Origin of the sequence: Echinicola rosea, from assembly GCF_005281475.1 — a bacterium.
Classification (GTDB): domain Bacteria; phylum Bacteroidota; class Bacteroidia; order Cytophagales; family Cyclobacteriaceae; genus Echinicola; species Echinicola rosea.
The window spans coordinates 5,810,678-5,824,585 of record NZ_CP040106.1; the positions used below are offsets into that span (position 1 = coordinate 5,810,678).

Below are 13,908 nucleotides of genomic sequence, written 5' to 3' on the forward strand. Positions count from 1 at the left end.
TCATGATGGCTTACTATTTTGTCTATGGTAAAGTAATCCAAACACAAAGCCGAAAAGCCCTAAAGTGCCCAATGCAAAAACAGTATCTCCAACCACCCTTAACCAGCGAAAAGTCCCCATTAGAGGTTGTTGCAGAAATTCCGCTGACCGTGCATACCACATTCCTTCATTAACACTTGCCACAGTTTGCATCAGACCAACCGGTAAAAGACTCAATAACGCCATCAGTAACAAACCTATATTGATAGACCAAAATGAAAAACCTATCAGACGGTCATTCCACACCTGATCGCGGTATAGACTACGTAACACAAATAGCATTAGGCCAATTCCTAGCATGCCATATACTCCAAATAAGGCCGTATGGCCATGAAGCGGTGTGGTATTTAAGCCTTGCATATAGTAAAGGGCAATAGGGGGATTGATCAGGAATCCAAAAATCCCTGCGCCAAGAAAATTCCAGAATGCCACAGCAATTAGGCAATAAATTGGCCACTTATAATCTCTAAGCCAAACGGTCAGTTTGCTCAGACGATAGTTATGAAAAGCCTCAAATCCAATAAGTACCAAAGGAACTACCTCAAGAGCACTGAAGGTAGCCCCCAAAGCCATAACGGCCTTAGGCGTACCTGTAAAGTACAGGTGGTGAAAAGTACCCAATATCCCACCTGCCAGAAAAATAACTGTAGCAAAAATCACCGCTGAACTGGCTGATTTAATTTTAAGCAGCCCCATTCTTGTAAAAAGAAAGGCTGCTACCACAGTAGCAAATACCTCAAAGAAACCTTCTACCCAAAGGTGAACTACCCACCACCTCCAGTATTCTGCTATAGCTAGATTAGTTTGTCTACCCCACATCAACCCCGCCCCGAAAAAAAGCGCAATAGCAGCACATGAAATAAGAAACATGGTCAAGAGGTGTTTTTCCTGGGTCCTTTTTTGGAATACAGGCACCATAGGGCGAACCATTAAAGCCAGCCAAATAAACAGACCAATTAGCAAGAAGGCCTGCCAAAACCTTCCTAGCCCCACATATTCATATCCTTGGTGTCCAAACCAGAAATTGTTAACATAGCCTAGTTTTTGCATGATCCCCATCCACTGACCGGCCAGGGAGCCTAAAACTATCACTAAAAGTGCAATAAAAAGGAAATTCACACCTGCCCTTTGGAATTTGGGGTCCTTTCCTGTTAATGAAGGGGCAATATACAAGCCAGTGGCTAGCCAAGCTGTTGCAATCCAATAAATGGCCAACTGAACATGCCAGGTTCTGGATGCTGCATAGGGTAAAATTTCAGCAAGAGGAAAGCCATACAACAGATTTCCCTCTACCCCATAATGGGCAGTAATAACCCCCATCAGGACTTGAATGAGGATTAACAGGTTGACCACCCAAAAATACTTTTCAACTGCCCGCATTGAAGGAGTGATACGCTGTCGCATTAAAGGGTCCTCTTGGGGAGCACTGACCTCCTCTTCTTTATTCTTGGCATGATAAAATACCAGTATTCCTGTTCCCATTAGTAACATGATCACACTAAAACCTGTCCACAGGATCAAATCTCCAGTAGCTTTATTTCCAACCAATTCCTCTGCAGGCCAATTGTGCGTATATGTCACATTACTGTTTGGCCTTTCTGTAACACATGCCCAACTTGCCCAGAAGAAAAAAGCATTCATTTCTGCCATACGCTGGGTATCCTTAATCGCATTTTTGGGAATGGAATAATAATTTCTAAGTTCTTCCAGCTCACTCTCCTCGCTTCCCATAAACAGTTTCGAATAATAGGAGCTGAGTGCAGTAAACGCTTCATACCTTTTGGCAGAAATGGTAATGCGACCACTCTCTTGATTATAGGTATTTTCACGAAGTTCTTGTTGAATCTTTGCTTGCAATGCAGCCTGTAAAGGCCTATCCGCGTCATTGTAACTAGCAAACCCCTCCTGACGTGCCAGGTCATCCAGTAGGTACATAGCTTCACGATGGAGCCAATCTGCTGTCCAGTCCGGTGCCAAATAGGCCCCATGCCCCCAAATAGAACCAACTTCTTGCCCTCCCATTGTTTGCCAGGCATTTTGGCCATTTTTGATATCTTGACCAGAAAACAACAGATTACCATGTTCGTCTACTACCTGATCAGGTATGGGAGGTGCTTTTTGATATATTTCATAGCCGTAATAGCCCAATACAGCAAATGAAATCCCAACTACAAGCCCAAAGGCTATCCAAAGTTTTCTTTCTGTTTTCATAATGATAATTTTAAGATTTTAACACCTTTTTATCTTTTATTTAATTAAATAATTCGTTTCTTTCATTCTCCTGACTTTTGCAACCAAGCCAACCAATAGCATAATAAACATAAGCAGTATAACCAAGCCATTGATTACAACAAAAACCTTCCTCAATGGAGGAATCTCCAATATGCTGGCTACCATCCTCGAGGCCAAACTAAATTCAAACACCATTATTCCCCACCAAAGCTTGTCATAAAAAACAGTTCCTCTTAGGTTTAAAAACAAAGGTAAAAGCTTTGGGGCATGCCCCCAAATCATTGAAAATGCAAAGCCAAGAAAAAAGGTATGTAGCAGTACATCGTAAAAATAAGGATGGCTGCTCCCGATCAACAACCATATACCATGACCTATCAACCAAGTATAGCCTAATAAAATAGCCAATTTGCAAAACCGATTTTCAGAACTGTTGGAAAGGACACCTTCATGTAAATCACTTACCAAAAACCATGTTCCTATCCCAACAATTGCGTATCCCATGAATATGGTCCCATTTCCATGAAAGGGAAGAAACATCCCAAAAAAGAAAATACCAAATAGGACCAATAGCACTGCCAAGTACCTGTTTGCCCAAGAACGCTCACTGCTCAATTGCAACCTTTCCCCCAAAATGGTCAAAAGTATGAAAGCCTCCCACCACGAACTTCCCATAGCTATCATATTACTTTTATATACCAATAAGTTGCCAGTAAGCCAGCACAATGCCCCTATTAGCATCATCCATTTTCCTGCTTTAGGATGATTCATTGACTGAAAATAGACCATAGCGATCAAGCCTATACTAGAAAGGATTAGAAGGACTAGGCCTACTGTCAATTCGCCTAAAATAAAAAAAACAGCTGAACTCATACTCAGAACAGGGACAATTGCCCACCCTTTCTGCTTCATCTCCAAGTTTCGTTCCATACTGATCAAGCTCCCCATAAAACCTCCGGTCATCAAGAGTCCATGAGCCATACTTATTCCTTGGCCAGGAAAAACAAAACAACCAGTTCGTAAAAATCCACCTGTAATCCCAGACACCAGCACCAAAAGAATGATCGGGAGCCCCCAGCCACCTTTTAATAATCGATTGATCATATTTTTAAAGGTTTTTATGACGAAACAACCTTAGTGATAGTAATAATGGCAAAATCACCCACACCAACAAAGCCATAAGGGCCACTATTGTACTCCAAGTAGACTCAAAAAAGTGTTTAAAAACCGCTCCACTATATCCCATTAGCGCCGCTGCTTCTGTACGCATCAACACCAAAACCCTCCCCAAATCCACAGGATTCAAAAAAGTTATCATCAAGACAACCTTTTCTATTGGGTAATCACTAAAATTATACATCAATAGCAAAACCACCCCATCAAATACCAGAATAAAGTAAGCCCAAATCAATAAAGACAAGCCCATACCTCTAGCTTTATCTTTAGCAACAACGCCAGCAAATATTGCCATTGACACAAAAACCCAAACCAAAGCCAATGCAACCAATAGCAGGCTCCAAGCTGCAGAACTCCAATGCAACCACCACAAAGCATATCCTAGCCCAATGGCTACTACCAAACTAAAAACAAGTCCCAAACCGATCAACAGGCTTCCCAAAACCTGCCCCCTTTGAACTGGCTGCGCCAACATCAGAGATACAAAGTCGGACATATTATAATAATATATGGTAGAGAAAATCATCACCAGCATAGGAACTACCAGCAAAACAAGACTCAACACACTCACCAAAGCCTTATCTTCCTGCCCTTCCAAACTAAATATCCCCATTATCACAAATAAGAAAAACAGGGCAAAAAGATGAATTATCCAATTTTGGAGGAGGTCTGTCAGAATAAATTTCGTCAGTTTATACATAAGCTTCTTTTGGGTTTAGCAAACAGGCCATTATTCGATTCAATCGCTGCTCGCTGGTTGTAGCTTTTAACTCTTCTATACTTTTATAAAACCTGACCCTTCCATCCATTAGATACAAAACATCAGAAGTTATTTCATCCAAGTCATTTAATATGTGAGAAGATATCAAAATCAGTTTTCCCTCTCTTCTGCTGGATTTAAGCTTTGAAATAAGAATTTCATTGGACAAAGGATCTAAGCCCGCCGTAGGTTCATCCATAATCAAAATTTCGGGACGGAAAAGGAAGCACAGTGCAGCACTGACCTTTTGACGCATTCCTCCAGAAAGTGCTCCCAAACGCTTTTTGCCCATCTCCTCCAATCCAAAATCGTGATAAAGTTCTTCATCGTAACCCTTTACTCCACTCCTGACAGACTTTACAAGAGCAAACAATTGGTCAACCCGCATATGTTCGGGAAACTGGTTTATCTGTGGCATATATCCTATTTGCTCCCGGTACCTATATTGACCATGAATATTTTTCCCATTGATCAGTACCCTTCCTGAATTGGGGATGACCAAACCCAGGAGTATCTTTATCAATGTCGTTTTCCCTGATCCATTTGGGCCGATAAGTGCTAGACATTGTCCCTTTTCAAATTTTATATCAATATGGTCAAGTACCGATAGCTTACCATATTTTTTCGTCAGGCCTTCAATACTAATCATAACTTATTGGTTTCATCATTGGTTTTTCATCCTGTAGTTGTTCCGGTATAATTTGCGGGAACAGTTTTTCTGCCAATTCCAGGCTTTTTACAATCAAACTATGTAACAACATCGATGCAGATGGAATCCGGTGGGTAATAATTGCAAATAGGTTTACGGGACGATAGGGCACATCCCCTATTCCATCTTTATCCAAATCATAGCCATGGTACTGGGACCAATAATTTCCTTCAAAATGATTTAGACTGGACTTGGAGTTAGTTAGAACCTCAAAAGTATTTCCAATGAAATTGTTTTGATGAATATTATTATCCACGCAATTGCCTTTAATATCCATTGCTTTCCCATTATGCGAAAATTCATTGAACCTGATATTTAACCTATTAGCACCCTCTGCATAAACTCCAACTGTATTATGTTGAAAATCATTCCTATGAATCAGTCCGTCAGAAATTTCCTTTAGTAAAATACCATAAGATGCCCCTCCCCAATTATTGCGAAAAACATTGCTGACCATTCTAATGTGTTTACTAAACATCACTGCTACACCTGCACCGTTCCGTTGAAAGATATTATTCTCATAGGTATCGTAGTTAGAAAACATGAAATGCAAACCATAACGCAGATTATCCTCACTGATATTCCCATAAATCCTGCTTTGGTCGACAAACTCGAGATATATTCCATCTCTATGTCCACTTACTATATTATTTTCAATAGCGATCTTTCTACATTTCCAAAGGTGAATGGCATTGCCCGCATAAGCTTCTTGGTCTGCCATACCGCTTATTTTATTGTTACGGATCTTGCATTCCTGTGCATTTTGCAGGTAAATCCCGAAAAAGGTGTTTATCAATTCATTTCCCTCTATGACCACCTGACTTACCTCTACAAGGCGAATAGCGGCTCTATCTTCAAGAAAATCTTCTCCTACATTCTTGAAAACCAATCCTTTTATCTGCACATTATTTGAAAAAACCTTTATAATCTCTCCTTTGAATCCCCCATCAATCACTGCATTGCCCTGGCCAATTATCGAAAGAGGTTTGGTCACCTGCAGGCCATACTCTTCATAGATTCCTGAATGGACAAACAGAGTATCATGGGCTTGAGAGTTCTCCAAAGCTTCTTTGATAGGCCTACTTCCATCACCAGGTCGAATATGCCAAACAGTAGCTTCAACCTCATAGGCCAAAAACAGGGCAAGAACCATCATCAATAGAACAATGCTTTTCATCAATCAAATTTTATGGCTTACTACTGACTAATTCTTCCCAGCTCATTAATTTTCCCTTTGGGGCAGCTTGGGGTAGAAATGCCGCGATGTTTCTTCCCATAGGACTCTTATACTCCTGAGAAACGGCAAATACCAGTGATGCCACCGGTTTCAATGTTCCAGTACCATCATAGGGTAAAGCCAGTATTTGTTGATAATCATTTGGCTGCTCCTGAATAAAGTCCATCAAACATTCCAAAGCATCAAACTTATACACCCTGTGTTTATCTGTAATCAATTCAGCACCAAAGCGCTTATCCACAATTCCCATCTTACAATAATGGCAGTAGTCTTCTCCAAACAGAATGGGCTCGGGACCTGAACTGCAACCAAATCCGATTATAACAAGCCAAACTATCATCAATTTAGCGGACACCAGTTTGCACATCATCAAAGTCTATTTTTGTTTACACATAAACCCTTTTTCCTTTTAAATAAAAGGCCCCTGCCCCTAACAAAATGGCCAAGCCAAGAAACACTCCTCCCCAGTTAGGATAAGACCGGACATAAAAATTAAGAAGGTCTTTTTCACCAAATAAAGGAGGCATATAATTCATATTGGCAATTTTTATAGGAGCATTAGGGTCTAGATTATGCCCATAATCGTACAGCCAAAGATAAAAGTCATAAATACCCAATGCTCCAAGTCCAATCATTACCAACACCCAGGATAAATAAAACCAAGGCCTATTGACTCCTATACAGATCAATCCAAAAGCCATCATTCCTATTACTACCCATGGAAAATATCTCAATTCAGGAATGGCATCGGGATGGATCGGCTTCATACCGATATAATGGTTCAGAATATTGATGTTTTGGATGATATGTTTATCATTTCCGGATATTTTATTGATCCAGATATACAAGTCTAGACCACCGGGAAATTGGGCTGCCTCTAAGGTAATTTTCCAAAGTGGCTGAAGAAACAATATTCCTAAACACAAGACTGCACCTAGCATTAGAAATTGGGCAATATGACTTTTACCATTCACGGTTCAATTATTTAGACTTGTTTTCCAATTGTTCATAAAACTTTTCCGCTTGTTCCTGGTTTTCCCTTAAAGTTTCATTCAATCCCCATTTCAAAGGAACATCTGCTCCTTTTGCTGAAACACGGGCGTAACCGGACATCTCTTGGTGCAACGCAGAGCAGAAATCCGTACAGTAAAAAGCATATACTCCCACTTTCTTAGGTTCCCAAAGTAAGGTTTTCGTCTGGCCAGGCATCACCAACAGTTCTGCGTTAGTTGCCCCTTGTATCGCAAATCCATGGGGCACATCCCAGTCCTGCTCCAAATTAGTCACATGGAAAAACACCTTGTCCCCCACTTTGAAGCCTTCAATATTGTCCGGGGCCAAGTGACTGCGCATAGCTGTCATATAAACATGAACCTCATCACCTTCTCTTACCACCTTAGTTTTACTTTCTCCCAAGGTCGCATAAGGGTGGGCGTTTTCTTCAATATTGTAAAACTTCTTGGAGTTTGGTTTGACTTTATCCGCCCTTATGGCCTGTGCATAATGCGGTTCCCCTTTCGTTGGGAAATCCAGTAAGAGTTTCATTTTATCTCCACTTATGTCAAAGAGCTGGGCTGAATGTGCAAGTTCTGGTCCTGTAGGTAAATAACGGTCCTTGGTAATCTTATTCATTGCCACCAAATATTTCCCTTCTGGTTTCCTGGTTTCTCCTCCTGGAATGACCAAGTGACCCGGAGAATAAAATGTAGCTTCCCTATCCAATATCTCAAGATTGTCCACATTCCATTTGACCACTTCAGAGGAAATAAAAAAGGTTGTATAAGCATTTCCACGTTCATCAAATTCGGTATGCAAAGGACCTAGCCCTGGTTTTTGAAGTATTCCATGAAGCCCTGCATCGTAATTGATGACTGGAATCCCTTCTATTTCCCCATCAAAGTTCTTTTCTTCAATAGCTTTCATGATTTTACTAAAAGAATATACCGACATGTCTGCTGATAATTTACCATTACCCACAATATATTCCCCTGAAGGGTCCACATCACAGCCATGTGGGGATTTGGGAACAGGAATGAAATAGACCATTTCAGGACAGTCCTCAGGCTTCAAAATCCTTGTCATCTTCATTTCTTGGGAATGGGCAATCCCTGTACTCTCATCCATAAGATTATGGTAATAGGAAGTAGGTCTTTCTGTAAATTTACCAGCAGCAACATACTCTTCTGCTTTCTTCCAGTTGATAATTGCCATAAGGTCTTTATCTTTTTGGGAAGCATTCACTTCCAAAAGGGAATGCGCTTGCTCAGAATTATAGGTGGTCAGAAAACTCCAACCATGGGATACTGCTTTTCCATTTCTTGCCAGATCATAGTTGAACCCTGGCATTTCTATCTGAAATGCCAGTTCCATGGTTCCATGATCTTGATCCAAGGACACATAGTTGATCAACCCCTTGAAATTTTCTTTATAGGTATCGATAGGGACATCCTTTTGTGGAATAGGAATGCTAAACCGTGTTCCGGAAACCAAATACTCCGAGTTTTCCGTGATAAATGGCGCACAATGAAGGCCGGCGACATCGGGAATTTCAAGTATTTCGACCGTTTCGAATGTACTAAGATCCACCCGGGCAATGCGAGGGGTGTTGTTCCCGTTCACAAACAGCCATCTTCCGTCAAACTCTCCATTTTGTTGGGAAAGCTCTATGTGATGGGAATCATCCCAAGGAACAAAGCCATAGGAGGTATTGAACATAGGCTTACTCTCTTCACTATAACCATAGCCGTTTTCTGGATATTGGGAAAAAACAGGCACCTCACGCAACAACCTTCCGGATGGCAATCCATAAACAGTAATCTGCCCACTAAATCCCCCTGAGAGAAAGGCATAGAATTCATCATACTCACCAGGAGCTATATACACCTGCTCCGCGGCATCTCCTTCGATAACCGTCGTTGCATTTCTTTGCCCGCAGGCAACCACAAGGGCCATCCCCCCCATAATGGTTACCAAACTTATGATCATATTTACTTTTCTAGTTCTCATTTTCTTATTCTGTTTAAAAACACTAAATCAAATGGCTCCATCTTTTTCTCCGGTCTTGTCCAGATCGTTTCGACGTAAAAATTCAAGAATATCCCGGGCATCCTTCTCTTTTACATTTTGGTTAGGCATACGCGTTAGGCACTCCTCCAAAAGTTTTTGAGCCTCGGGATCCTTGTCCAACATCACATCGGTATTAGTAATCATGTTCATGATCCATTCGGGTTTTCTACGATTGGTAACCCCCTGAAATCCGGGCCCCACTACACGCTGGTCTGTAAGTTTATGACATGAGGCGCATTTCATGTCATAAATAGCCTGTCCTTCAGCCACCATGGCAGCATTAGGCTCATCTGAGAGCTCCACATCAGTGATGCCACCTACCCCTTTTCCTTCTTGAATAGAACTGGGCAGTTCACTCTTTATTTCTGTTCCCGTATCAGTTTTCTTTTCTTCGCCCCCTCCCCCTGATCCACAGGAACTGATCAGTGATGTGACCAATAGAATTAATGGTAAGATTCGTTTTTTCATCGTAAGCTGGATTTTTGGTCAAGATTTATTTTTACAATTTTATAAATGGATATTGTTGTTCATGTAAATGGCAGCAATTGCTTATTAAGAAGAACCCGTTTGTTAAATAACAGATAAACCAACTGTCCTGCTACCCCCAATACTAATAAACACGATGCTGCCCAGAGTATCTCATGATAGGCTGGCATAGCCCCCAAACGAAAAGCATACATTCCACCTTGGACAAAAAGCAGTGCTTCTGTTCCTAAAAAACCAAGCAACCAGCAAGCCAAGGCCCAAACCGGATAATCCACCTTAAGCCAATGGTATAGCATTAAAAGCCCCCAAGCACTCACTGCACCTATCATAAACAAATGAATATAACCAACTATTAGGGGCCGGACAGTAGTGGACATTTCTACGGCAAAAGGTGTAACGAGTGCTATCTGAAGCAAAACTTTCAAACTCAGAGAAAACAATCCGAAATAAAATAGGTACTTTGCTATTTTCTCAAGCCCGTCAATAGTTACTTTAATTGATTTCCAAAACATTCCTATCCACATACCCACAGCAATCGCCTGAAAGAGCACTCCTGCTGAATTGAGCAGGTAAAAAACCGAATGCCCATAAGCCCAAAATAGTATATGAAAATAGGTCAATAAAATACTTGCCACGTACAAGCCCAAAAAAAGCCGAAATTTATTGCCAGTATCTTTAAATTTTCGCTGACCTATGAAAATCATCAACAAACCTATGGCCACCGTCAAAAACCAACCGTTAAATTGAAAATGAAGGTAAAACTGAATAGCCGCTTGGTATAGCATAGAACCTTTGCCAATCAAAGCCATAATGGGGCCAATTGCCAAGACGCCGAGGGTAGAAATTACCATACAGCACAATCCCATCCGAAACCAATAGTTGAGACTTTGATCCCCTGTCCTCATATCTCTCCAGATCCCATAAACAAAGAAGTAACTACCTACTATATGGATTGTTGAAAAACTGATAGAAACAGGACCATATCCCTCTATGGGGAAGCTGACCATCATTCCAAGTACAGAAAGCTGGGTGATATAAAACAGCCTTTGATAATAAGAGGCATTTTGTTTGCCTTTCGGAACCAACCTATCTACCATCAAAGCATAAGACAACAAATAAGCCCAGCCCAATAAAGCCACATGGGAATGCCCATGAAGCCAATTTCGGTAATCTATCCAAGAAATTTCCCAAATAAATACCATCCGCAACAACAGGCCCATTACGGCGGCCACCAAAAAATTAAATAGTACCACTTTAGTCCATGATCTTCTCATATGACATCTTGTTTCCTTTAATATAACACTCTTCTCAAGAATTAACAAATATTATTCCGCACAAATGAATATTTACGTTATTTAATTTGTGTAATAAATATTATATCCGATTTATATTGCTTTCAAAAGCAATCGCTTTTGGAAATAGAATAGCACTTTCAAGGAAAATATGTAAATGAAGCTCTTTCTCAAACTCATTTAGTAATGCGAATGCCACCTTGTAAGTCTTGCAGGCATCCTTTGGTGGACAATAATCAGATGTCAAGTTTCTAATCTGTTTGAAATCATCCACATCCAATTCATGCTCTCTCATCATTTGCAACACATGGTATTTGACCGATCTAAACCTAGGATCATCCAAACTACTTCCCTCATTTGCCAATTGGACCATTTTTCTGATATAAGGAAAAAGTATTAATTCTTCTTTCAATAAGTGGCTATTAAGCTCACTAGCTACCTTACAAAAACCTCTATAAATATCCAGCAATTCTGTATGATCATCTCCGTGTAACCGGCACAGCTTATTCAGCATATCCAAAAGCACGGGAACCCTTTGCTCTATATAACTATGGTGCTTCTTTTCAATATAATCTGCCAATAAGTCTATGGGCCAAGTGAAAAATTCCTCTAAGGAAAAGCTCTCTTCCGACTGTATTAATCCCAAAGCCTTCATTAGATTACCTGGCTCCAATCGAAAACCCGTACAGTCTTTTTTAAAGGCCTTAAAGATAGCCGCATTAAGATTTTCAGACACCAACTCATCATTTGGTTTATTGTTAAAAGTCATCATAAAGCTCACTATTAAGATTAAAACACCTTTTTATCTTTTATATACTTAAAATATAATCATCCCCAGATCTTCTTAATATTAATTGTCAATCTTTTATTAATACTGACCCGTCCGAATTTTCAGAAACAAGAGACATCTTCCCCACATATTTCTATCTATAAAGTTAAGTTTTATTTGAATAAAAGACAAATTTGTCTTTTATTATTATCTATCATTAATCCATTCTACAAAACAGGTATTAGTTTCTGATAGTTTTAACCGGTACAGTTCTATATTTTTTGGTAGACCAATGGCTATTTTTTCCTTTATCCAAAGTATCAATCTCTCAGCAGTTGGCTCAAATGGTAACCATAAAACATCCTCTCCACTAATGGCAAATCGCTTAATATTTTGATGGTTGTCTTTCAGTACCAGTCGATGGTCCAGTAAAATGATCACTTCCTTTTCTACCAGCTCCTTGATCACATTGAAGTCAACAAGCATATCTGTGCCTTCTGCCAATTCCCCTGTGATACTTACTTCCAACTTATAACTATGTCCATGCAAAAAAGAACATTTACCCTTATAATCAGAAAGCAAATGGGCCATTTCAAATTCAAATCGTTTAGTTATGCTCAGCATGCTCTTCTAATTGATCTTTAAAGGATTTGCACATAACTTCAGCTACATCCAATAAATTCTGAAGTTCTATACCGGATTTGCTGGCTTGTTTGCGTTCAATGATGATTTTCCATTTTTCAACCTTACTACTTACCTGATTTATTAATGTTATTTGATCTTTACTGAAAATCAACTTGTTCATTTCTTTTTGAAGAGATGTCCTAATTTCCAAAAATTGAGGAACTTCCTCTAAGGAACATTTACCCATTTCCTTAAGACCTTCACTTATATTCAATGGCGGATTAGATATTTCGAATTTCACAAGTTCCTTTGCCAATTTCCGGGCAAATACCACTCCTTCTGTCAATGAATTGGATGCCAATCTGTTTTTACCGTGCAGTCCTGTGGATGCACATTCTCCCAAAGCATAAAGCCCTTCCAAACTGCTCCTTCCCAGTAAATCAACTACTATACCTCCACACTGGTAATGTGCTGCTGGTAATATGGGCAACAGATCTTCAGCAGGATGAAAGCCCAAACCAAGGCAATTTCCCACTACTTGTGGAAAATTCTTCTTCAAACATACACTTCCCAAATGACGGGCATCCAAATAGAGATAGTCTACTCCCTTACTGGTCATTTCATTTTCCATCAAAGCACAGATGATATCTCTCGTCGCCAGCTCCCCCCTCTTGTCCCCTTTCCATAAAAACCGTTCACCCTGATCATTGACTATATGTGCTCCTGCACCTCGCAAGGCTTCAGTGAGCAGTAATGCCCTTCCGTTCTGCCTATCATATAATGCGGTGGGATGGAATTGGTAGTAGTGCATATCCCTGAGCTCCACTCCCGCCCTACTGGCCATGGCCACTCCATCCCCTGTCGCGATTTCAGCATTGGTCGTCCTGGCAAACAATCGCCCACAGCCACCGGTCGCCAGAATGGTAATGTCTGAATGGATGATCACAGGATTCCCATTGGAAAGGTCAAAGCCTTTAATGCCGCAACATTTCTCGAGTTTTCCTCCATATTCAAAAGAAATCCCCCATAAATCCTTGGCCAGATAACCGGACAAAACCTTTATCCGATCATGGATAATGACACAATTCCATAGCACTGAGAGCACTTCTTTTCCTGTCCAATCCTTTTGATGGACTATTCTAGGATGGGCATGTCCTCCTTCCATGCCTAATTGATAATCTCCGAGGGTTTCTTTGTCAAATTTCACTCCCAATGTTTCCAACCAGTGTATCGCCTCAGGTGCTTTCCTTACAAAATAATCCACTACGGCTGCTTGATTTACCCACCTACCTGCTCTAAGGGTATCATTGAAATGAGATTGGAAGCTATCATGATCTGGACTCATCACGGCGGCCATTCCTCCTTGAGCATGCTGACTGTTACTGTTTCTGTCAAAACTTTTATCCAACAGGGTAATTCGATATTCGGGATATAAATGAGCCATTTCCAAAGCACAGGATAAACCCGCTATCCCAGTACCTACAATCAGTACATCCGTATGAATCAGGGTCTCTTTCATTT

13 protein-coding genes are annotated in these 13,908 nt (G+C 40.5%); all 13 read right to left on the minus strand.

Annotated features, from left to right (window positions below; genetic code table 11):
* Positions 1-2,250, minus strand: a complete 2,250-nt coding sequence (locus FDP09_RS22665) for a nitric-oxide reductase large subunit (protein ID WP_137404723.1) — start codon at positions 2,248-2,250, stop codon at positions 1-3.
* A 36-nt stretch (positions 2,251-2,286) separates the two neighbouring features.
* The gene (locus tag FDP09_RS22670) at positions 2,287-2,772 is read right to left on the minus strand and encodes a hypothetical protein (protein ID WP_137404724.1); all 486 of its coding nucleotides are present in this window, start codon (positions 2,770-2,772) and stop codon (positions 2,287-2,289) included.
* A gap of 604 nt (positions 2,773-3,376) precedes the next feature.
* On the minus strand, positions 3,377-4,042 hold the full coding sequence (locus FDP09_RS22675; RefSeq protein WP_187328755.1) for an ABC transporter permease subunit: 666 nt from the start codon (positions 4,040-4,042) through the stop codon (positions 3,377-3,379).
* Between the two features lie 94 nt (positions 4,043-4,136).
* Complete coding sequence (locus FDP09_RS22680) at positions 4,137-4,853, minus strand: ABC transporter ATP-binding protein (protein WP_137404726.1); 717 nt, start codon at positions 4,851-4,853, stop codon at positions 4,137-4,139.
* Positions 4,846-6,090: a nitrous oxide reductase family maturation protein NosD gene (nosD, locus tag FDP09_RS22685; protein ID WP_226333987.1), complete on the minus strand. Its 1,245-nt coding sequence runs from the start codon at positions 6,088-6,090 to the stop codon at positions 4,846-4,848. The genes FDP09_RS22680 and nosD overlap by 8 nt, the downstream gene beginning before the upstream one ends.
* A 10-nt stretch (positions 6,091-6,100) precedes the next feature.
* Positions 6,101-6,520, minus strand: a complete 420-nt coding sequence (locus FDP09_RS22690; RefSeq protein WP_187328756.1) for a hypothetical protein — start codon at positions 6,518-6,520, stop codon at positions 6,101-6,103.
* 16 nt (positions 6,521-6,536) lie between these two features.
* Complete coding sequence (locus FDP09_RS22695) at positions 6,537-7,124, minus strand: hypothetical protein (protein WP_226333989.1); 588 nt, start codon at positions 7,122-7,124, stop codon at positions 6,537-6,539.
* 7 nt (positions 7,125-7,131) lie between these two features.
* A complete protein-coding gene (nosZ, locus tag FDP09_RS22700; RefSeq protein WP_187328757.1) occupies positions 7,132-9,156 on the minus strand; it encodes a Sec-dependent nitrous-oxide reductase in 2,025 nt (674 codons plus the stop codon).
* Positions 9,157-9,183: 27 nt separating this feature from the next.
* Positions 9,184-9,684: a c-type cytochrome gene (locus tag FDP09_RS22705; RefSeq protein ID WP_137404728.1), complete on the minus strand. Its 501-nt coding sequence runs from the start codon at positions 9,682-9,684 to the stop codon at positions 9,184-9,186.
* A gap of 59 nt (positions 9,685-9,743) precedes the next feature.
* On the minus strand, positions 9,744-10,976 hold the full coding sequence (locus tag FDP09_RS22710; RefSeq protein WP_137404729.1) for a hypothetical protein: 1,233 nt from the start codon (positions 10,974-10,976) through the stop codon (positions 9,744-9,746).
* A 100-nt stretch (positions 10,977-11,076) separates the two neighbouring features.
* Positions 11,077-11,766, minus strand: coding sequence for a hemerythrin domain-containing protein (locus FDP09_RS22715; RefSeq protein ID WP_137404730.1), 690 nt, complete (start codon positions 11,764-11,766; stop codon positions 11,077-11,079).
* Between the two features lie 204 nt (positions 11,767-11,970).
* Entirely contained in the window at positions 11,971-12,387 is a 417-nt protein-coding gene (locus FDP09_RS22720; protein WP_137404731.1) for a 6-pyruvoyl trahydropterin synthase family protein, read from the minus strand.
* Positions 12,371-13,906, minus strand: coding sequence for an L-aspartate oxidase (locus tag FDP09_RS22725; RefSeq protein WP_137404732.1), 1,536 nt, complete (start codon positions 13,904-13,906; stop codon positions 12,371-12,373). The genes FDP09_RS22720 and FDP09_RS22725 overlap by 17 nt, the downstream gene beginning before the upstream one ends.
* Between the last annotated feature and the right edge of the window lie 2 nt (positions 13,907-13,908).